Origin of the sequence: Streptomyces sp. NPDC090083 (assembly GCF_044747445.1) — a bacterium.
Lineage (GTDB): Bacteria > Actinomycetota > Actinomycetes > Streptomycetales > Streptomycetaceae > Streptomyces.
Genome location: NZ_JBIVED010000004.1, coordinates 363,701 through 384,402, shown reverse-complemented (window position 1 = coordinate 384,402; position 20,702 = coordinate 363,701). Strand labels below are relative to the sequence as shown.

The following is a 20,702-nucleotide window of genomic DNA, read 5'->3' as shown; positions in this document are numbered from 1 at the left end:
CGTCTAGACCAATTTCGGTTCCGTGGGCGCGAGTTGCCGCCGGAGACGGTCGCGGACGATGTCCTCGGCGTCCGCCACGATCGTGCTGACCACCGTCTCGCAGCTCTCCACGCTGTCGATCAGACCCTGCGCCTGACCGGCCCACCACATGCCGCCCTCGACGTCGCCCTCACTCAGCACCCGCTGCCTGCCGCGTTTCCCCGAGGCCAGTTCGGCGACGTCCGAGAAGGCGGCGCCGGGGCGCGCGCCGATGCGGGCGATGTCCTGCGACACCGCGTTGCGCGCCACCCGGGCGGTGTTGCCGAACTCCCGGAAGACGATCTGGGTGCCGCGCTCGTCGTTCGCGACGATCCGGGCCTTCACGTTCGGGTGGATCGGCGCCTCCTCGGTCGCCTCGAACCGGGTCCCCATGTTGATCGCGCACGCCCCGAGCGCCAGGGCCGCGACGAGCCCGGCGCCGGTGGCGAAACCGCCGGACGCGATGATCGGGACACGCAGCCTGCGGGCGGCGGCCGGGATCAGGACGAGGCCGGGGACGTCGTCCTGACCGGGGTGCCCGGCACACTCGAACCCGTCGATGCTGACGGCGTCGACACCCAGGGCCTCCGCCTTGAGCGCGTGCCGGACGGCGACGGCCTTGTGCACGACCTTGACCCCGGCCCGCCGGAACGCCGGCAGATGCGGTGCCGGGTTGCTGCCCGCGGTCTCCACGACCCGCACGCCCGAGTCGATGATGACGGCCCGGTAGTCGTCGTACGGCACCGGCTCGATGGTCGGCAGGATGGTGAGGTTGACGCCGAAGGGCCTGTCGGTCAGTTCGCGGCAGCGCGCGATCTCCCGTGCGAGCGCCTCCGGGGTGGGCTGGGTCAGCGCGCTGAGGAACCCGAGCGCGCCGGCGTTCGCGACGGCCGAGATCAGCTCGGCGGTGCCCACCGCGAGCATTCCGCCGCACACGATGGGATGGTCGACCCCGAACATCTCCGTGAACTCGTTCCGAAAGGTCATGTCACTCCTGTTGCCGGGCCACGGTCTGGGACGTCATGGGGGGCGGGGCCGTCAGAGGCGCCGCGAGATGATCAGCCGCATGATGTCCGAGGTGCCCTCCTCGATCTCCTCCAGCTTGGCGTCGCGCATCCACTGCTCGACCGGGAACTCGCGCGAGTAGCCCCATCCGCCGAGGGTCTGGACGGCGCCCCAGGTGACCGCCATCGCGGTCTCCGATGCCTGGAGCTTCGCCATCGCCGCGAGCTTCGTCGCGTCCGCTCCGGCGTCCATCCGGCGGGCCGCGTGCAGGGTGAGCAGCCACGCGGACTCGATCCGGGTCGCCATGTCGGCCAGCCGGAACGCGACCGCCTGGTGCTCGATGATCGGCCTGCCGAACTGCTTGCGCTCACGGGCGTAGCCGAGCGCGTACTCGTAGGCGGCGCGGGCCGCTCCGGTCGCCGCGGCGGCCAGCACGATCCGCGAGATGTCGAAGGTCCTCATCAGACCGCGGAAGCCCTGCCCCTCGTCCCCGAGACGGTCGGACGCGGGCACGAAGACCTCGTCGAAGAAGATCTCGCGGCAGACGATGGCGCGCTGGCCCATCTTCCGCATGGGCTCGCCGAACGTCATCCCCTCGGCCCCCTTGCGCAGCAGAAAGGCGGAGACCCCGGAGGAACCCCGGGCGGTGCCGGTCCTGGCGAAGACCACGTACTGGTCGGCCAGGCCCGCGTTGGAGATCCACGCCTTCTGCCCGCTGACGGCGTACCCGCCGTCGACCCGCACGGCGGTGGTGGCGATGGACGCGGCGTCGGAACCCGCTTCCGGTTCCGTCGTCGCCAGCGCGGTGTAGAGGGGGTTCGGGCCGGCCAGGGGACGCAGCCACTCGGCCTTCTGCTCCTCGGTGCCGAGCGCGAGCAGCGGGTCGGCGAAGAACCCGTTGGAGCAGACGAAGTTGCCGATGCCCGGGTCGCCCCAGCACATCTGCTCCTGGACCAGGCACTGGGTCACGACATCGGTGAATCCGCCCCCGCCGTACTCCTCGGGCAGCATGAAGTCGGTGATGCCGACCCGGGCCGCGGCCCGGAAGACGTCCAGCGGCGACTCGATGTCCCGCTCGTCGACCTCGCGTCCGCGCGGCCGGATCTCGTGGGCGGCGAACTCCCGGCACAGGCCGACGATCGCCCGCTGCTCGTCGGTCAGCGGCCAGGGCTCAGTGGACGTGCTCACGTGATGTCTCCTGCTCCTCGGTGGTTGTCCGGGGGCGGTGCGCCCCGGACGGGTCACTCGCGGCTCGCGCCACGACGTCCTCGGCACGCGGGACGACGAGTGCGTCCACGGCCAGCGCTCCCTCGGGCCCGACCCGGATCGGGTTGATCTCGATGTCCGCCAGGCCGGGGCTCGCCGCGATCGTCTCGGACACGGTGACCACGGCGTCGATCAGCGCGTCGAGGTCGACCGGGGGCTGTCCGCGCCAGCCGTCCAGCAGTCGGCGCGAGCGCAGACGGTCCAGCATCCCGGCCGCCGTCCGCCGGTCGACCGGTGCCAGTTCCACGGCCACGTCCTGCCAGAGTTCGGCGAGGACTCCGCCGTGCCCCACGGTCACGGTCGGCCCGAAGCCGCGGTCCCGGCGGGCCCCGATCAGCAGCTCGACGACGCCCGGCCGGGTGTCCTGCTCCTCGACGACGTACTCGCCCGGTCCGAGCCGCTCGTACATCTCGCGGAACACCGCGTCGGCGGTGGCCGGGTCCAGGCCGGTGCGGACGGCCCGGTGCTCGCTCTTGTGCTCGATCCAGCCGGCCTTGAGCACCAGCGGTGGGCGTAGCGCTGCGCAGGCCGCCGCGAACCCGGCCGCGTCGGTGACGCGCCTCGCCCGGGGCATCGCGATGCCCAACTCCGTGAGGAAGGTACGGGCCGCCCAGTAGCCGGGCGCCGGAACCGCCGCCCCGATCCGCTCGGCCGCCGGAGCGGGGCGGGGCCCCGCGCCCAGCCGGGTCACCCGGCCGAGCGCGCCCAGGGCCGCGTCGACGGTGTCGAAGACCGGGACGCGATGCTCCCGCAGCCGGGTGACCGCGGGCGAGGCGGCGCTCATGCTGTGCACGATCAGCGGTACGTGCGCCGTCTCCGCCCCCTGGCGTCGGCCGAGGCGGTCGATGACGGCGGACTCGGCGTCCACGAGGCTCGGCGAGTCCTCGCCGTAGCAGCCCAGATATCCCGACAGGACGATGGAGTCGACCTCGCCGGAGGCGGCCACCACTTCCGTGACCTGCGCGTACACCCGCAGGTCCGCCTCTCCCGCGCCCGCGAGGTCCACCGGATTGGCCACCGACGCGGCGGCGGGCAGCAGATCGCGCAGGCGCGCCCGGAGCGGTTCGCTGAAGACCGGCGCCCGCAGACCCCGGTCGGCGGCGAGGTCGGCGGCGATCCCGCCCTGCCCGCCGCTGTCGCTGACGACGGCGACCCGGTGCCCGCGCGGAGGTGCGGTGACGTCCAACACCCGTGCGGCGTCGACGAGTTCGCGCGGTGTCGCGACCCGGAGCGCTCCGGCGGCACGGCACGCGGCGTCGACGACGTCGAGCGGCGAGGTCATCGAACCCGTGTGGGACCGCGCGAGCAGACGGCTGCCCTCGCTGGCGCCGGTGGTGAGCAGCAGCGCGTGTTTGCCCGCACGGCGGAGGGCGGCGAGGGCGGTGACGATCCGCGCTCCGTCGGCGAAGCTCTCCAGATAGAGCGCCACGGTGCCGGTGTGTTCGTCGGAGACGAGCGATTCGAGTACGTCGACGGCGCCCACGTCGAGCTGGTTGCCGACCGAGTAGAAGCGCGACACACCCAGCCCGGCCCGTGCGCCGAGGCCGGCGATCTCGGAGCCGACCTGACCGCTCTGCGAGACGATCGCCAGCCTGCCGGGTGTGAAGGTGCCCCAGGCGAGCCGGAGTCGGGCGGCTGCGTTGAACAGTCCGAGGCTGTTCGGTCCGATCATCCGCGCGCCCGACGCGCGCAGCAGCGCGGCGAGTTCGGCCTCGTCGGCGCCGAGCCCCGCCGTGATGGCGAGGAAGGCGCGGCACCCCTTGGCGAGCGCGTCCCGGACGACGGGCAGGACGTGTGGGGGCGGCACGCACAGGGCGACGAGGTCGGGGGCCCGGGGCAGGTCGCCCACCGTCGGACGGCAGGACTGGCCGAGGACCTGTGCGGCACGGCGGTTGACCAGCCACACCTGTCGCCGGTCGGCCCCCGCGAGGGCGCCGGTGGCGAGCCAGTGGCCCCATTTGGCGCGGTCATCGGTGGCGCCGACGACGGCGACGGACGAGGGGTCGACGAAGGCCTGGGGAAAGGACACGGGCGGTCTCCCGGATGCGGGGCGCGGGTGGGTAAGTCCCGGACGGACGGAGGAAGTTCGGGCAGCGGACCCGGGCCCGGGCCCTGACCCGGACTCAGGAGACGCGGGCCGCGACGGCCGGGCGGCGTGCGAAGAACGCGGGATACAGGCGCCGGCAGACCAGAAGGGCGAGCAGTCCCAGCACGACCGTCCCGGTGCCGATCACGAACGTGCCGCCGACGCGGGACCCCGAGGAGAACGGGACGGTCCAGCTCGTACCGCTGTTGACGGGGTCCCACGCCTGCACCAGGCTCCAGGCGCCCGCGCCGAGCAGGACGACCCCGCCGATCGCGGGCAGGACCACGGTCAGCCAGAGGTCCGCCGTCCTGGCGCGCGGCTCGGCGCGGTGCACCCAGGCGGAGGTGAGTCCGGTGAGCCCGTAGTAGAACGCGATCAGCAGCCCGCACGCGGACACCGCGTCGCCGAGGACGAGACCGTGACCGAGGAAGTTCAGCGCGACGTACACCACCGCGCCGACGACGCCGACCGCGATCGTGCCCACGTGCGGGATGCGGAAGCGCGGGTGCACCCGGGCCAGTGCGCGGGGGAGCGCGCCCTGGTCGCCCATGGACAGCATCGTGCGGCTCAGGGTCAGCACGGTCGTCTCTGTCGAGGCGGCGGCCGAGGTGAGGACCATCAGGATCAGCAGGTGCCACAGCACCGAGCCGAAGCCGCTCGAACCGAACACCGCGGTGCCGAAGCCGTACAGGACGTCCCCGGAGTTGGCAGGGTTGTTCAGACCGATCCCGGTGGCGCCGATGCCGGCGAAGGAGAGCGCGGCAACCGTGGCGAGGAGGTAGAGCGCCACCAGCAGCACCGTGGACCAGGTCGCGGCCCGGCCGGGGACGCGGTGCCGGTCGGTGGTCTCCTCGTTGACGGTGAGTGCGGTCTCCCATCCCCAGTAGATGAACAGCATCAGCACCAGCGCGCTGACGAACGCGCTCAGGGACGCGCCCTCGAACGGGTTGAGCCAGGACAGGCTCGGCCGCCGGGACCCGGCCGGCGCGGAGCCGCCGTAGGCCCTGACGAGGGCGACTGCGGAGAGGACCACGAGCATGCTGAACTCCAGGAACAGCAAGGCTCGTTGGACCGCTGCGGCGATCTCGATGCCGCGGTAGCAGATCAGGGTCATCAGCGCGAGCCAGCCGAGGCCGGCCAGCAGGACCCGCCAGTCCGCCGGTGCCGAGCCGATGCCTTCGGCGCCCACCAGGAGGAACACGTACTGTCCCGCGACCTGGGCGAGGCTGCCGATCACGAGGACGAACGAGGCGATGATCGCCCAGCCGCCGAGGAAGCCGAGGTTCGGGTTCAGGGCGCGGGTGGCCCAGGTGAAGATCGTGCCGCAGTCCGGATCGCGCCGGTTGAGCGCGGCGTAGCCGAAGGAGACGAACAGGATCGGGACGAAGGCCAGCACCACCACGGCCGGGGCCTGGAAGCCGACGTAGCCGACGACGAAGGCCAGGGTCGCGGTGAGGCTGTAGGCGGGCGCCGCGGACGCCACGGCGAGGATCAGGCTGGTGGCCATGGAGAGCGCGCCGGAGCGCAGTCCCTTGTCCGTCTGGACCTCGCGTATGTGGAGTTGCGAATCAGAGGTCATTGCCACTCCCGATCTATTGGTCTACGGGTACCGACAAGAAAACGCAATGACTGATTGGCGAGTCAGCCTGGCTCCGGCCGGAGGTGCTGTCAAGACTTCGATCGCAATTTCGTGGAGCATCTTGACTGATGAGTCAACATTGCGACACGGTGACGGTGTGACGACATCTGACACTTCTGCCGTGGACGCCGACGTCGTGGTCGTGGGCGCCGGATACGCGGGACTGACCACCGCGTGGCGGCTGGCCGAGGCCGGCGTCGACGTGATCGTGCTGGAAGCGGCCGACCGCGTGGGCGGCCGGGTGCTCAGCCAGGTGACCCCGTCCGGGGTGCGCGTCGACCACGGCGGACAGTGGATCGGACCGAGCCAGCGACGCTTCCGGGCGCTGGCGGCCCGGTTCGGCTGCCGGACCTTCCCCACCTGGGAGACCGGCCGGCACGCCGAGATCCGGGCGGACGGCACGCGCGTCGACTACGCGGGCGGCGCACCGGACACCGGACCGGGCATCGAGGAGTACGAACGGGTCACTGCCCTGCTGGACGACCTCGCCCGTACCGTCGACCTCGAACTGCCGTGGGCCACCCCGCGGTTCACGGAGTTCGACGCCCTGTCGGCCGAGGACTTCTTCCGCGCGCAGACCGACGACGAGGACGCCCTCGACCGGCTGGCGCTCGCCGTCCAGGGCGTCTGGTGCGCCGAACCGCACGAGATCTCCTTCTTCCACGTGCTGTTCTACCTGGCCTCGGGCGGCGGCTACGAGCAGCTGATGGAGACCCGCGATTGCGCCCAGGACGCCCGGTTCGCCGACGGGGCCGACGCGGTCGCCCACGCGCTCGCGACATCGCTGGGCGACCGGGTCCGGCTCGGCGAGCCGGTGCGCTCCCTGCGGCAGACCGCCCACGGAGTGGAGGCCCGCACCGGCCGTACGACCGTCCGCGCGCGGCGGGCCGTGGTCGCCGTACCCCCGGCGGTGACCGAACGCATCGCGTTCGACCCGGCCCTGCCCGTCGCGCGGCGCGGCTGGGTGCGCCACTCCCCGATGGGACGCGTCGCCAAGGTGCACGCCGTCTACGAGGAACCCTTCTGGCGCACGGCGGGACGCTCCGGCATCGCGACGCTCTACGGCGACAGCCCGACCGGCGTCGTCTTCGACAACTCACCGGAGGACGCCTCGCACGGCGTCCTCGTCGCGTTCGTCTACGGCGACCGGCTCGACCGCTGGTCCGCAGGCACCGACACCGAGCGTCGACGTGACGTGCTGACCGCCCTGTCCGCGGTCGTCGGCCCCCGGGCCGGACAGCCCGTCGACTACGTCGAGAAGATCTGGCCGCGCACCGGCTGGACCGTCGGCGGCTACGCGAGCTTCCTGACCCCGGGCGGCTGGACCCGGCACGGCAGGCACGGCTGGCGTGAGCCGTCCGGGCTCGTCCACTGGGCGGGGACCGAGACCGCCACGGTGTGGAACGGCTACATCGACGGGGCCATCTCGTCGGGCGAGCGCGCCGCGGCCGAGGTGATCGACGCCCTGGCGGCCGTCGTCCACCCGGGGTGAACCGCCTTGGCTGACATACTGACCGCGTTATGACCAGCATCGAAGAGCGGCCGGCCGGGACCGCCGACACTCTGCCGGAACGCGTCCGGACGGCCATCCGTGCCGCCGCCGTCTCACAGCGCGAACTCGCCCACCGGATCGGAATGGACCCCACCGCCCTGTCCAAGGCGCTCCGCGGAAACCGGCGGCTGCGCGACGAGGAGGTCGCCGCCATTGCGAAGGCCTGCGGGGTGTCCACGGCGTACCTCGTCGAGGGCGCCGGCCCGGCACCCGTGCTCCCGCCCGAGACCGGACGGGACCGGGCACAGCCGGTGACCGGGCAGGAACGCCGGGAACAGATCCTGGAGGCCGCGACCGTCCTCATCGCCCGCCGCGGCTACCACAACGTGCGGGTCTCGGACATCGCCCGCTACTGCGGGACCAGCACGGCGACCGTGCACTACCACTTCCCCAGCAAGGAAGCCACGCTGCACGCGGCGCTGGAGTACTACGCGCAGCGGTTCCGCACCCGGCTGGAGGAGGAGTTCGGCCGGGCGACGTCCGCGCGTGACAAGGTGCGCCGTCTGATCGAGGTGCAACTCCCGCTCGACGCGGCGGACATCGACGAATGGTCGGTGTGGATCCAGTTCTGGAACCAGGCGATGCTCGAACCCGGCCTGCGGTCGGCGCAGCGGCGGATCTACGCGGGCTGGTACCGGGTCGTGGTGGACGTGCTGCACGAGTGCCGCTCCGAGGGCCTGGCACCGGAGGCGGACGTCGAAGCGCTCGCCGACCGGTTCACCGCCATGGTCGACGGCCTGGCGATCCAGATCCTCGCCGGCTCGACCCACATGCGGCCGGACCGTATGCGCTCGCTGCTGCTGCACGCCTTCGAGCCGCACCTCGACCTGACCGACCGGCCCTCGCCACCCGCCGCCTAAGTCACCAACTCCCTTTTGCTCAACCACATCTGACCTCATGTCACCACATCTGGAAAGCGCCGGACGCGATATTGCCGGACGCACGAGACCGTGGCACGATCGAAAAAATATTCGCCCTGACGGCAGTGAGGTGTTCATGAAACGGACACGGCGCCTGATGGCCCACCTGGTGGGCCGCAAGCGGGTCAGCGGACGCTACATCTACTGGCCCTACCACGCCCGCTAGCCCGACCTGTTCAGCGCGAACGCCGATCGCAGGATCCCCGACAAGGGGTCCTGCGATTCACCGGGGGAGGGCGCATGGCGCAGAGCGAGGAGCGCAGCCGGCCGCCGGGCCCGCGCGGACACCGTCTGACGGGCAACACCCGCGCGTACGAGGCCGACCGGATCGGATTCCTGCGCCGCTCCCACCGCGAGTACGGCGACGTCTTCTCCTACGACGCCCACACCCTCTTCGTCATCGACCCCGACCTCGCCCACGAGGCGCTCCTGCGCACCGGCGACACGTTCGTCACCGAGCTGGCGCCGTTCGACATGGAGCGGGACACCGGCCGGGCCGCCCAGCACGCCGCCTCCTGGATGCCCGAGCGGCGCTCCGCGTGGCCCGGCCTCAACCGGACGGCGGCGGCCACCACCGACGAGCCGACCCTCACGATCCTCGACGCGGTCCTCGCCGACGGGGCCGGGCAAGAAGTCGACGTCCTCGCCACCATGCGGACGCTCACTGCCCGGACGATCGCCGAGTACTGCTTCGGCGCGGATCACGCCGGAGTCCCCGAGCTGCTCCAGGAGACCGTCCGCGCCACCCAGCCCTTCGCGGAGGTGTCCCGGGAGTTCCCCGCGTGGCTGCCGCTTCCCCGCCATCGCCGCTACTTCCGCACCTATCGGCGCCTGACCGCGACACTGACCGCCCTGGTCCGCGAGCGGAGTGCGTCGCCGTCCGGACGGTCACGCGACGACCTCCTCGGATTTCTCCTCGCCGGGGAGCCGGCCCCGTCCGTGGACACCATGGTGTCGACGCTGCACAGCGTCCTCATGGGCGGCCACGGGGTCCCCGCCGCCGCCCTCACCTCCATTGTGTGGGAACTCGCCCGCCGCCCCCGGCTCGTGCGGGACCTCCGTGACGAGGCGGACGGAGCGCGGGACGGCGCCACCCCGCTGGCCGAGGCCGTGGTCCGGGAGACCCTGCGGCTGTATCCGCCCGCGTGGCTGATGACCCGGACCGCCGCCGCGGCGACCACCCTGGGCGCGTGGTCGCTCAGCCCCGGCGACGACGTGCTGCTCAATCCCTACCTGATCCACCGTGACCCCCGCTGGTGGCCCCGGCCGGACGAGTTCGACCCCACCCGATGGCTGACGGGGCAGGCGGCGCCGGGACGGGCCTACCTCCCGTTCGGCGCCGGACCGCGCGTGTGCCTGGGTGCCGCGCTGACGCTGCGCCAACTGACCCTGATCACCTCCTGGTTGGCCCGCGGCTTCACCGTCGAGTCACCGAACGCGGCCTCGGTGACACTGGAGTTCGTCGACCGACTGGCCCCGGCACACCTCAGGGCCCGCTTCCTGCCGGTCGAGCGCGCGAGTCGACATGACGACCGGATCGACATCCCCCTTCAGTGAGCCAGTTGGCGGCAGAGCAGGGCGGCGGGACCCGGAGAGCTGCCGAGGCGGGCGGTGTAGGCGATGCCCGCGGCGTACTCGTCGTCCGCGCACTGGCCCTTGTAGTCGCCGCTGGCGAAGTCACCGCCGCCGGCGGGCCGGTTGTCGGACCGGTCGAACCACACCGTGCGTCCCGTGCCCGCCAGCGCGACTCCGGCGGGCACGCAGAGGGCGGCCGATGTCCGCACCCCCCGGTGGCTGTAGCCGATGAGGAACTGGCCCTGGGCGCACTGGAGTTTGGTGTATCCGGAGGCCCAGTCGCCGCCCTGTGGGACGTTGCGTTCGTCGGTGACGACCGACTGGGCGCCGTCCGCGGCGCGCAGGTCTCCGGCGGTGACGTCCGTGCACAGACCCCGGCCCGAGGTGTGCCCGAGACCGATCAGCCGCAGACCGTCCGGGCAGGCGGCCTTGCTGGCCCCCGAGTCCCAGTCGCCGGTCGCGCGCACCCGCACGGACTCGACGTAGTCGCCGTGGTCGGTGTCGAGCATCTGCCAGGCGGGGACCTTGGCGACCGGACCGGTGAGCGAGGCGGCCGACATCAGCCGCTGCCACCCGGCCCCGCGCCAGTCCGCGTCGTCCAGCAGGCCGTGCCGGGTGCCGTCCGTGTCGTAGCGCAGCAGGGCCCAGTCGTCGTGGCCCTGCCAGCCGACCAGCGGCCAGTAGGCGAAGTCGGCGTCGTGGTCGGCGAAGTAGTCGGTGACATTGCCGAACCATGCGCGGGCCGCGGCGCCGGTCTCGCCCGCTCCGATGCCGAACTCGCTGATCCAGACGGGCGCGGTGTAGTGCTTGCCGTCGTCCTGGGAGACGAAGAACGCCTCGTCGTAGAGGGCTTGGAACAGATCGTCGCGACTGAGGTCCTGGTAACGGGGGTCGCTGGTCTCGCCGATGCCGGTGGCACCGCTGTGGTGGGGGCCGGTGTAGCCGTAGAAGTGGGCCGAGTAGACGAGTTTGTGGGTGGCCACCAGGGTGTGCGACAGGGTGCGCGCGGGGGTGAGCACGGGGCGGCCGTGGGCGAATCCGTCGATGGGCAGGCCGGTCCAGTTGATGCCCTCGATGACGATCAGCAGGTTCGGATCGGCCTCGGTGAGGATGCGGTCGGCGGCGAGTTGGGCGGCGGCGAACCAGTCGTGCGCGTCGCCGCTGCCCCAGTTCGGGTCGTCCCAGACGTCACGGCGCACCTCGTTGTAGAGGTCGGCGCCCACCACCCGGGGGTCGGAGGCGTAGCGGCGCGCCATGAACACCCAGTCGTCCGCCCACTGTTGGGTCGACTGGCTGCTGTTCCACCGCTCGTTGCCGTCGACCCCGCAGCACCAACGGGATGTGTTGGTGTGGTTGTTGAGGATGACGGCGAAGTCGGCCGAGGTCAGCGCGGAGACCACGGCGTCGAACACCTGGAGCGGAGTCAGGCCGCGCAACTGCGGGTTGGCCGCCACGGCGGCGTCCGGTACGGCGGTGGTGTCATGGATCATCGCGTTGGAGAACGGCAGCCGGACGCTGTTGATGCCCACCGCGTGGAAGTCGGACATCAGTTGGGCCAGGGGCACGCGGTCCAGGCCCAGGGGGATGCCGTACGAGTTCTGTCCCGCGTGGTGGTTGGCGCTGTCGGCCTGGCTGCCGCTGCCCGTCCATGAGCCCTGGGCGCCGTCCCAGTTGGCGGATTCGAGCCGGAAGCGGTTGCCGTTCGCGTCGACGATGTAGCGCCCGCGCGTGGACAGGGGCGGTTGCCAGGTGCTGGTGCTGGTGGCGGGCGCGGCGGCGGCTGTCGGAGACGTGGAGGCCGCTGCGGTGGGCGGGAACAGGAGAGAGGCACCCAGGACAAGTAGTGTCAGGTACCGGACAAGTCTGGCCATGGAGTGCCCTCCGTGCTGATACCGGCAGATGGCGACGCTCCCGGAACGTGGGGGAGCGGTGGCCTGTGGGAGATTACCCGCGGCCTGCGGACCTGTCGACGTGGTCGTCCGCCGGCGACTTCCGCACGCCGCCGGCCCGCGACGGCCCGTCCCCGGGCGGGGCTCCGTACAATTTGATCCCGAACGATCAGTGCCAGTGTCCGTGAGAATGAGGGAGGGCCCGTGCCCGGCCATCGATCGATTACCGAAGCCGAGAAACTCGCCGCGCAGAGGCTCGGCGGTTTCCCGATACGCCGGGATCAGATGGCGGCGGTCGCCAACATCCACCGGGCCGCGGCGGCGGTGCGCCAGCACCTGGAGAACTCCGTGCTACGGGGCTCCGATCTGACCTGGACAGCCTTCGTCGTCCTGTGGGTCGTCTGGGTGTGGGACGAGTCCGAGACCCGGCACGTCGCGGAGGAGGCGGGAATCTCCAAGGGCACGCTGACGGGTGTGGTCCGCACGCTGGAGTCGCGCGGGCTGCTCAGGCGGGCCGGTCATCCCACCGACGGCAGGCTGGTCCTGCTCAGCCTCACGGACGAGGGCGAGCGGCTGATGCGGCGGCTGTTCCCCGAGTTCAACGAGGAGGAGGCCTTCGTCACCGGCCAGCTCAGCGACGAGGAGTGCCGCGGCCTCGCCGACATGCTGCGCCGCGTCGTGCTCCAGGTGGAGGACCACGGCGAGGACCGCCGGGAGTCCCTGCTGGACGGCGCGGAACCGGCTCCCCGCCGCAGCGGGCGACGGCCCAGGGCCTGAACGTCAGCGTGCGCGCCGAGCCGCCCCGACGAGCGCGTCGAACAGGCCCTGCTGCGCCGCCTTCTCGGGCGCGGTGTCCTCGGGATGCCACTGCACGGACGTGAACCAGCCGTGGGCGCCCGGGAGTTCGAGCCCTTCCACGGTCCCGTCGGAGGCCCGCGCCACCACCCGCAGTCCGCCGCCCAGCCGGTCGACGCGCTGGTGGTGGTAGCAGGAGGCGTCCACCTTCTCCGCGCCCGTCGCCCGCGCGAGGAGCGATCCCGGCTCCAGCGCCACCGGATGCACGACATGCCGGTGTTCGCGCTCCGGTCCGCCCATGTCCTGCTCCAGGGTGCCGCCGAGGGCCACGTTGACGACCTGGAGGCCGCGGCACACCGCCAGCAGCGGCAGGCCCGACTCCAGTGCCTGCCGGGCGACTTCGAGGTCGAAGCCGTCCTGCCGGTCGTCGACGTCGTACACGCTCGCGTGGGCCGCGTCCGCTCCGTAGCGATACGGAGCGAGGTCCCCGCCGCCCGGCAGCAGTACGCCGTCGAACCGGGCCAGGCGGGCGGCGACCTCCGCCGGATCGGCGGTGCCGCCGGGGGCGTGCGGGTGCAGGGACGCCGGTTCGCCACCCGCCCGCCACACCGCCTCGACGAGAGCGCGGGCGTTGACCTCGGCGGCGTACCGCAGCGCGGAGGCATTGGCGGAGAAACGGGCGGGCAGCGCGATCAGCGGGCGCGCCGGGACGGTCACAGCTGGATCCAGGTCGTCTTGAGCTCCGTGTACTTCTCCAGGGCGTGCGCGGACTTGTCGCGGCCGTTGCCCGACTGCTTCATCCCGCCGAAGGGCACGGTCAGATCGCCCTCCTCGTAGCAGTTCACCCAGACCGTGCCCGCCCTCAGCGCGCGGGAGACCCGGTGCGCGGTGCCCAGGTCCGAGGTCCACAGCCCGGCGGCCAGGCCGTACTCGGTGGCGTTGGCCAACTCCACCGCCTCCTCAAGGGTGTTGAAGGAGACGATGGACAGGACGGGCCCGAAGATCTCCTCGCGTGACAGCCGGGTGCCGGGGTCGACCCGGTCGAAGACGGTCGGTTCGAGGAAGCTGCCGCCGGAGTCGGCACGGGTGCGCCCGCCGCCCGTGCGCAGCCGGGCGCCCTCGTCGACACCCTGCCGCACATGGCCGAGTACGCGGTCCAGGTGCCTTTCTCCGACCAGCGCGCCCATCTCGGTCGCCGGGTCCAGCGGATCGCCCACCCGCAGCTCCCGGGCCCGTGCGACGACGGCCTCGGTGACCCGCTCGGCGACGGAGGAGTGCACGAGCAGCCGGGACGGGGCGGTGCACATCTCGCCCTGGTTGAAGAAGATGCCCCATGCGGCCGTCGCGGCGGCCTTGTCCAGGTCGGGGGCGTCCGGGAGCACGATGTTGGGAGACTTGCCGCCCAGCTCCAGCCAGACGCGCTTCAGGTTGGAGTCGGCGGAGTAGCGCAGGAAATGCCGGCCGACGGCGGTGGAGCCGGTGAAGGCGAGCACGTCGACGCCCGGATGGAGTCCGAGCGCGCGACCGGCGCCCGGACCGTCCCCGGCGACCACGTTGAGCACGCCCGCGGGCAGCCCGGCCTCGGTGGCCAGCCGCCCCAGGACGAGCGCCGACAACGGCGAGTTCTCGGACGGCTTCAGCACGACCGTGCAGCCGGCCGCGAGGGCCGGGGCCACCTTCCAACTCGCCAGCGTCAGAGGGAAGTTCCACGGGACCACGGCGCCGACGACACCGGCGGGCTCACGGGTGACGAGCGCCAGCGCGTCCGGTGCGGTGTGCGGGGACTCGTCCGTCAGCTTGTCGGCCACCTGCCCGTACCAGCGGAAGGTGTTGATGGCCGCGCGCAGCTCGATGTCATGGGCGTCCGTGACCGGCTTGCCCATCTCCAGGCTGACCGTGAGGGCCAGCGACTCCCGCTGCTCGTCGAGGAGTTCGGCGAGGCGGAGCAGGACCCGGCCGCGTTCCGCGGGGGCCAGGCGTGGCCACGGGCCGGTGTCGAAGGCGCGGCGGGCGGCGGCCACGGCCGCGTCCACCTCGGCGGGGCCGCCGTCGGCGACCTCCGCGACCACCTGGCCGTCGCGGGGCGAGACGACCCGGAAGGTGCCACCGGCTCCGGGCTCGTCGGCACCGTCGATGTGGTGGGCGCCGTCCACGTGGAACGCCTTGGCGCGACGGAGCCATTCGTCATGGGTGACGGCCGGCATGGGGATCTCCACTTCGTCTTCGTCTTCGTCTTCGGGTGAAGGGGGTTGGGGGTTGGGCGGTGCGGCCCGGCTGCGCGCTGTGCGCGCCCCGGTGCGCGCCCGTGTCGGGGGACGCGCACCGGGGGAGGGGCACTCAGCCGTCGGCGCTCGCCGTGCCGCGGCGGGTCAGCCGGGCGGCCACGACGCTCAGCGCCATGACCGCCGGGACCGACAGGGCCAGCCAGAGGGCCGTGGTGCTGTCGCCGCCGATGAGGGTGGTGAAGTTGGCGAGGATGAGCCACACGGCGCCGGCGACCGCGATCGTGGCCAGGACCGGGGCGACCAGCGTGTTCCACAGCCGCACCTCCAGGCGTTCACGGCGGAAGAAGAGCACCACGGACACCGAGGTCAGCAGGTACAGGAGCATCATCGCGAGGACGGCGACCCCGCTGAACCAGGAGAAGAGCGTCAGCACCGGGTCCTTGCCCGCGATGGCGAACGGCACCACCAGGGCGACTGCGACGACCGTCTGCACACAGCCGGCCGTCCAGGGCGCGTGGCGGCTGTTGAGGGTGCACAGGCGCCGGGGCAGCAGACCGTCGCGGCCGAGGGAGAAGAGGTAGCGGTTGGCCGAGTTGTGGAAGGTGAGCAGACCGGCGAAGAGGGAGGTGGCGAGCAGGACCGGGAGCACGTCGTTGACCCAGCCGCCGAACTGCGCGGCGATCGGCGCGAAGACGAACGCCGTGGAGTCGCCGCTCGCCAGTGCCTTGCCCGCCGCGGCGGCGGCCTTGGAGGGGCCGTAGGCGGAGACCAGCATCCAGGAGGTGAGCGCGAAGAAGCCGACGACCACGACGACCGCCAGGTACGTGGCCCGGGGGACCGTCTTCTTCGGCTCGCGCGCCTCCTCGCCGTAGATCGCGGTGGCCTCGAAGCCGAACATGGACGCGACGGCGAACATCACGGCCACGCCTGGTGCGCCCTGCGTCACGGCGCTCGGTGAGAAGGACTTCGTGAAGCCGAGGCCCTCGGGGCCGCCGCCCTTGAAGAGCGTGACGAGGCTGAAGGCCAGCAGGATGCTGAACTCCGCCAGGACGAACACGGCCAGCAGCTTGGCGCCCATGTCGATGCCGGTGGCGCCGAGGACCTGGACGACGGCCATGGTCAGCAGCGTCCACACCCACCACGGCAGATCGAGTCCCGTGTGGGCGTCCACCAGTCCGCTGACGATGGAGCCGTAGAGCCCGTACATGGCGGCCTGGATGGAGCAGTACGCGAAGAGGGCCACGCCCGCGCTGCCGGCCCCGGTGGTGCGGCCGAGCCCGGTGCCGATGTAGGTGTAGAAGGCGCCCGCGTCGACGACGTGCCGGCCCATGGTGACGAAGCCGACCGAGAAGAGCAGGGTCACCACGCCGACCAGCACGTACGCGCCGGCGGTGCCGGGGCCGTTGCCGATGCCGACGGTGATCGGGACCGCTCCGGCGATGCCGGTGAGCGGCGCCTGGGCGGACAGAACGAGAAAGAGGATGCCCAGCACGCCGAGCGCGTTGGGTTTGAGCGTGCCTGCCGTGGGTTCGTCCCGCACGGACCGCTGGGATGCGACCGCCTGACTGTCCACTCGGATCACCTGCCAGATAAGGGGAGGGTCGTTTCAGGCCAAACGAGTTGCCTCATCGTGGGGCTGAACTATCCGTTTGGCAAGGGGGTGGCGCGGAGAATCCGGGACCGACGCGGATTTCTTACGAGGCCGTAACGGGCCGGGGAGGAAGGGCGGGAGGTCAGCTCCCGTCGCGCTCCCGCGCGAGCAGCCGCAGCACGTTGCGCAGCTCGTCCAGGGCGCCCTCGATGACCTCGCGCTCACCGAAGACGAGCTGGTGCAGCACCAGACCCTCCAGGGTGGCGAAGACCATCCGGGACAGCCCCTCGTCGACCGGCCCGGGCAGCATCTGGGTCAGCTCGCGCCGGGTGGCGGCGAAGTACTCGTCGTACAGCGCGCGGAGGTGGGACAGCAGCTCCGGCCTGCGCCGGGCCTCCAGGAGCAGTTCGTACTGGAAGGCCTGGAGGTCCGGCCCCGAGTCCACCATCTCGGTCAGCCCGTGCGAGAAGTCCTCGGGCCGTCCGGTGCCGGGTTCGAGATCGCTGCTGCCGAGCGACGCGTGGATGGCGTGGGCGAGCGCCGCCTCGATCAGCGCGTCGCGGGTGCCGAAGTGGTGCACCACGAGCCCGTGCGTGACCCCCGCCTCCTCCGCGACGGCACGGTAGGTGAGCCCGCGCAGCCCGCCGCGTGCCACCACGCGCACCGCGGCGTCCAGCAGGGCCTCGCGGCCCTCGCCGTAGGTGACGCGCTTGCGGGGGCGGCGGCCGGCGGGCTCGGTCATGCAGCTGACCCTACCGGCGACGGGGTGCTCACCTGCGCGGCGGCCGGATGCCACGGAATTCCCAGTCGCCGCCGAGCGCCGTGGACAGCACCTCTTCCGACTCGGTCGGCTGGGCGCCGACATCGGTGCGGACCGGGACGGGGCCGTCCACGACGTGGTTGGTGAGCCGGCCCAGTCCCTCGACCTCGACCTCGACGACGTCCCCGGGCCGGACGGGACGCGAGTGGGCGGGCGTGCCGGACAGCAGCACGTCCCCCGGGTACAGGGTGATGGTGCGGGCGATGTCGGCGACGAGATAGTGCATGTCCCACTTCATCTCGTCGGTCGAACCGTCCTGCACCACCTCGCCGTTGACGTACGTCCGCAGCCGCTTGCCGTGGAAGTCCCAGTCGGTGACCAGCCCCGGGCCCAGCGGGCAGAGGGTGTCGGAGCCCTTGACGCGCAGCATGGAGCCCGCGTCGGTGTCCCGGAAGTCGTGCAGGCCGTAGTCGTTGGCGACGGTGTAGCCCGCGATGAACTCCCCTGCTTCCTCGGGGGAGATGTTGCGCGCGGTCCGCCCGATGACGATGGCCACCTCGCCCTCGTAGTTGAGCCACTTGCAGCCCTCCGGGCGGACGATCGCGCCCTTGTGCGCGTTGAGGGAGGACGTCGGCTTGTGGAAGTAGGTCGGGGTGTCGGGGAGGTCGATCCGGAACTCCTCGACGCGGCTGCGGTGGTTGAGGTGGACGGCGATCACCTTCGACGGGGCCACCGGGGGCAGGTGCAGTGCCTCGTCGGACGTGACGCGGCGGCCGTCACCGGCGACGAGTGCGTCGCCGTCGACGGTGACCTCCACGGTGGCGCCGTCCAGCAGAATGCGGCGGTACTCGGGCATGTCGCTCTCCTAGGCGCGGCTGTGCGGGGTGCGGGGCGCGGGCGGTGCGGCGGGCACGGGCAGGCCGGCGCCGGTCCAGCCGTCGGCGGGCCGGTCGAACCAGAGGTGGACCTGGCCGGTGCCGACGGAGTTCTCGTACTCGCCGTACTGGCGGGCCCTGGCGGTGCAGGCCTGTTCGCCGAGGGCGCCGGCCATCATCAGGTAGTGGAAGAACTTCGCCTCGGGCCTGTGCTTCCAGAACTCGTCCATGGTGTCGAGGACCTTGTCGTGCCGGCCCTCCTTGAACCAGGCGATCCGCTCACGGTCGGCCTCGCGGGCCTCGGGCGTACGGATGTGCGCGGGGTCGCTGGCCTCGTGGTCGCGGATCTCGCGCAGCGGCCAGAAGGTGTGCGAGAGGGCGCCGGAGGCGATCAGCAGGACCCGGCGGCCGGGGGTGGCCGCGATGCCGTCGGCGAGCGCGCGGCCCAGGCGCAGATGGTCCTCCATGTCCCCGGTCTGGCAGACGCCGATGGTCACCCACCGCTTGTCCGGGAGGCCCTCGCCGAGGAACTTCCAGAGGTTGATGGTGGCGTAGTACACGGGGAGGAAGGCGTCCTCGATCGGGGTGATCCAGGTGCCGTGCCGGTCGGCGAACTCGGCGATGTTCCGGGCGAGTTCGGGGTCGCCGGGATAGTCGTACGGCATGCGGCACATCCCGCGCGGCAGTTCCTCGGAGGTGAAGAGGCCGGCGCGGCGCGGCTGGGCGGTGACGACGAACTCGACGGTGGTGGCCCAGTGGGAGTCGAGGACGACGACGGTGTCGTAGTCGTCGGCGGCAACCCCGTCGAAGACGTCCTCGCGGAGCTGGTGGAGACCGGTGACGAGGGTGATCTCCTTGCCCTCGTTCAGTTCCAGGCGGTCCGCCTCGGGCAGCACGATGGTGGGGACATGGGCCAGCAGTCCGGCCCCGACGATCTCACCCATGGTTGTTCCATCCGTTCGGGGCGGTGACGGTGTTCTTCAGGTCGCAGTAGAAGTCGAAGCTCCAGGTGCCGCCCTCGCGGCCGACGCCGGAGAGGCGGGAGCCGCCGAACGGTGCCTGGAGGTCGCGCACGAAGAAGCAGTTGACCCAGACCGTGCCCGCGACCAGCCGCGCGGTGACCCGGTCGGCGCGCTCGCGGTCGCCGGTGGCGAGGGTGGCGGCGAGGCCGAAGCGGGTGTCGTTGGCGAGCCTGACCGCCTCCTCCTCGTCGCTGAAGGTCTGGAGGGTCAGGACCGGTCCGAAGACCTCCTCCTGGACGATCTCCGCGTCCTGGGCCACGTCGGTGAGGAGGGTCGGCGCGTAGTACTGGCCCTCCGCGCGGTGTCCGCCGACGACGACACGCGCCCCGGCCGCGACGGCCCGCCGGACGAACCCGTCGATCTTCTCCAGCTGGCGCGGGTGGATGGTGGGCCCGAGGTCGGTGGCCTCCTCCCGCGGGTCTCCCTGGACCAGGGCCGAGGCCTTCTCGGTGAAGCGCCGTGTGAACTCCTCGGCGACCGACTCCTCGACGAGCAGGCGGGTGGCGGCCAGGCACACCTGGCCGGCGTTGTCGTACTGCTCGACGGCGAGGTCGACGGCGAGGTCGAGGTCCGCGTCGGCGAACACCAACAGCGGTGACTTGCCGCCGAGTTCGAGGCTGAGCGGGGTGAGGTTGGCGGCGGCCGACGCGGCGATCCTGCCGGCCGTGGGCACCGAGCCGGTGAAGCTGATCCGGCGCACGTCCGGGTGCGAGGTGAGGGCGTCGCCGATCTCCGCGCCGTAGCCCTGGACGACGTTGAGCACTCCGTCCGGCAGTCCGGCCTCGGCGGCGATGTCGGCCAGCAGCGAGGCGGTGAGCGGGGACCACTCGGCCGGTTTGAGGACGACGGTGTCGCCGGCGGCGAGGGCCGGGGCGACCTTCCAGGTGGCCAGCATCAGCGGCGCGTTCCACGGGGTGATCAGGACGCAGGGTCCGGCCGGGTCCCAGCTCACGTGGTTGGTGTGGCCGCGCGTCTCGAAGTCCTCGTGGCCGAGCGTGAGCAGCCAGTCGGCGAAGAATCGGAAGTTGTGCGCGACGCGGGGCATCACGCCCCGGCGGTGCGAGCGGAGCAGTGCGCCGTTGTCGTGGGTCTCGACGATCGAGAGTTCCTCGACGCGCTTCTCGACGCCGTCGGCGATGGCGTGCAGGAGGCGGGCGCGCTCGGCGCGCGGGGTGGCGGCCCAGGCGGGGAACGCCTCGCGGGCGGCGGCGACCGCGGCCTCGGCCTCGGCGGGTCCGCCGCGGGCGATGCGGCCGAGGACCCGGCCGTCGATGGGGGAGAGGTCCTCGAACGTGTCGGCGGAGGCGACGCGTTCGCCGCCGATGAAGTGACGGGTGTCGACGGAGACTCCGGCGACGAGCGTCTTGTCGGTCATGGTTCAGGCTCCATGTCGAAGGATTCGAAAGAGGGGAACGGTCCCCGCCCGGGGGTGCGGGCCGCATCGGTGTGCGGGTCCGCCGCGTGGGCGCGACCAGCCGCGGCGG

The 20,702-nt window shown here is 72.1% G+C and carries 16 protein-coding genes; 4 read left to right on the top strand and 12 right to left on the bottom strand.

Annotated elements, in window-relative coordinates; all coding sequences use genetic code 11:
- Nucleotides 1–3 precede the first annotated feature (3 nt).
- The 4 genes from ACIPTO_RS17010 to ACIPTO_RS16995 all read right to left on the bottom strand — a co-directional run bounded on the left by ACIPTO_RS17010 (nucleotide 4) and on the right by ACIPTO_RS16995 (nucleotide 5,954).
- Nucleotides 4–1,005 (bottom strand): nitronate monooxygenase family protein, encoded by a 1,002-nt coding sequence (locus tag ACIPTO_RS17010; RefSeq protein ID WP_366318011.1) that lies wholly within the window; start codon nucleotides 1,003–1,005, stop codon nucleotides 4–6.
- Between the two features lie 51 nt (nucleotides 1,006–1,056).
- A complete protein-coding gene (locus ACIPTO_RS17005) occupies nucleotides 1,057–2,211 on the bottom strand; it encodes an acyl-CoA dehydrogenase family protein (protein ID WP_366318013.1) in 1,155 nt (384 codons plus the stop codon).
- Nucleotides 2,195–4,318 carry an acetate--CoA ligase family protein gene (locus ACIPTO_RS17000; RefSeq protein WP_401192684.1) on the bottom strand — a complete coding sequence of 708 codons (2,124 nt, stop codon included), beginning with the start codon at nucleotides 4,316–4,318 and terminating at the stop codon, nucleotides 2,195–2,197. The genes ACIPTO_RS17005 and ACIPTO_RS17000 overlap by 17 nt, the downstream gene beginning before the upstream one ends.
- A gap of 94 nt (nucleotides 4,319–4,412) precedes the next feature.
- On the bottom strand, nucleotides 4,413–5,954 hold the full coding sequence (locus ACIPTO_RS16995; protein ID WP_401192681.1) for an APC family permease: 1,542 nt from the start codon (nucleotides 5,952–5,954) through the stop codon (nucleotides 4,413–4,415).
- 181 nt (nucleotides 5,955–6,135) lie between these two features.
- Between ACIPTO_RS16995 and ACIPTO_RS16990 the strand changes: the two genes are divergently transcribed.
- The 3 genes from ACIPTO_RS16990 (at nucleotide 6,136) to ACIPTO_RS16980 (ending at nucleotide 10,043) form a co-directional block, all read left to right on the top strand.
- Nucleotides 6,136–7,506: a flavin monoamine oxidase family protein gene (locus tag ACIPTO_RS16990; RefSeq protein WP_401192679.1), complete on the top strand. Its 1,371-nt coding sequence runs from the start codon at nucleotides 6,136–6,138 to the stop codon at nucleotides 7,504–7,506.
- Between the two features lie 29 nt (nucleotides 7,507–7,535).
- Nucleotides 7,536–8,426: a TetR family transcriptional regulator C-terminal domain-containing protein gene (locus ACIPTO_RS16985; protein ID WP_401192676.1), complete on the top strand. Its 891-nt coding sequence runs from the start codon at nucleotides 7,536–7,538 to the stop codon at nucleotides 8,424–8,426.
- Between the two features lie 300 nt (nucleotides 8,427–8,726).
- Nucleotides 8,727–10,043: a cytochrome P450 gene (locus ACIPTO_RS16980; protein WP_401192673.1), complete on the top strand. Its 1,317-nt coding sequence runs from the start codon at nucleotides 8,727–8,729 to the stop codon at nucleotides 10,041–10,043.
- Here ACIPTO_RS16980 and ACIPTO_RS16975 read toward each other — a convergent pair.
- Nucleotides 10,037–11,932, bottom strand: coding sequence for a glycoside hydrolase family 5 protein (locus tag ACIPTO_RS16975; protein WP_401192671.1), 1,896 nt, complete (start codon nucleotides 11,930–11,932; stop codon nucleotides 10,037–10,039). The genes ACIPTO_RS16980 and ACIPTO_RS16975 overlap by 7 nt on opposite strands.
- Before the next feature lie 222 nt (nucleotides 11,933–12,154).
- Here ACIPTO_RS16975 and ACIPTO_RS16970 point away from each other — a divergent pair, with 222 nt between their 5' ends.
- Nucleotides 12,155–12,727: a MarR family transcriptional regulator gene (locus ACIPTO_RS16970; RefSeq protein ID WP_366318027.1), complete on the top strand. Its 573-nt coding sequence runs from the start codon at nucleotides 12,155–12,157 to the stop codon at nucleotides 12,725–12,727.
- 3 nt (nucleotides 12,728–12,730) lie between these two features.
- Here the strand turns inward: ACIPTO_RS16970 and ACIPTO_RS16965 are convergent, their stop codons facing one another.
- The 7 genes from ACIPTO_RS16965 to ACIPTO_RS16935 form a co-directional block, all read right to left on the bottom strand.
- Nucleotides 12,731–13,462, bottom strand: a complete 732-nt coding sequence (locus ACIPTO_RS16965) for a gamma-glutamyl-gamma-aminobutyrate hydrolase family protein (RefSeq protein ID WP_401192669.1) — start codon at nucleotides 13,460–13,462, stop codon at nucleotides 12,731–12,733.
- Nucleotides 13,459–14,949, bottom strand: a complete 1,491-nt coding sequence (locus ACIPTO_RS16960) for an aldehyde dehydrogenase (RefSeq protein ID WP_401192666.1) — start codon at nucleotides 14,947–14,949, stop codon at nucleotides 13,459–13,461. Before ACIPTO_RS16960 ends, ACIPTO_RS16965 begins: the two co-directional genes overlap by 4 nt.
- Nucleotides 14,950–15,082: 133 nt before the next feature.
- Nucleotides 15,083–16,543: an APC family permease gene (locus ACIPTO_RS16955; RefSeq protein ID WP_401192663.1), complete on the bottom strand. Its 1,461-nt coding sequence runs from the start codon at nucleotides 16,541–16,543 to the stop codon at nucleotides 15,083–15,085.
- Between the two features lie 160 nt (nucleotides 16,544–16,703).
- On the bottom strand, nucleotides 16,704–17,303 hold the full coding sequence (locus ACIPTO_RS16950) for a TetR family transcriptional regulator (RefSeq protein ID WP_366318035.1): 600 nt from the start codon (nucleotides 17,301–17,303) through the stop codon (nucleotides 16,704–16,706).
- Nucleotides 17,304–17,331: 28 nt separating this feature from the next.
- Nucleotides 17,332–18,177 carry a fumarylacetoacetate hydrolase family protein gene (locus ACIPTO_RS16945; protein WP_401192661.1) on the bottom strand — a complete coding sequence of 282 codons (846 nt, stop codon included), beginning with the start codon at nucleotides 18,175–18,177 and terminating at the stop codon, nucleotides 17,332–17,334.
- Nucleotides 18,178–18,186: 9 nt separating this feature from the next.
- Nucleotides 18,187–19,140, bottom strand: a complete 954-nt coding sequence (locus ACIPTO_RS16940) for a 3,4-dihydroxyphenylacetate 2,3-dioxygenase (protein ID WP_401192659.1) — start codon at nucleotides 19,138–19,140, stop codon at nucleotides 18,187–18,189.
- Complete coding sequence (locus ACIPTO_RS16935; RefSeq protein WP_401192657.1) at nucleotides 19,133–20,593, bottom strand: aldehyde dehydrogenase; 1,461 nt, start codon at nucleotides 20,591–20,593, stop codon at nucleotides 19,133–19,135. Before ACIPTO_RS16935 ends, ACIPTO_RS16940 begins: the two co-directional genes overlap by 8 nt.
- Nucleotides 20,594–20,702 lie beyond the last annotated feature (109 nt).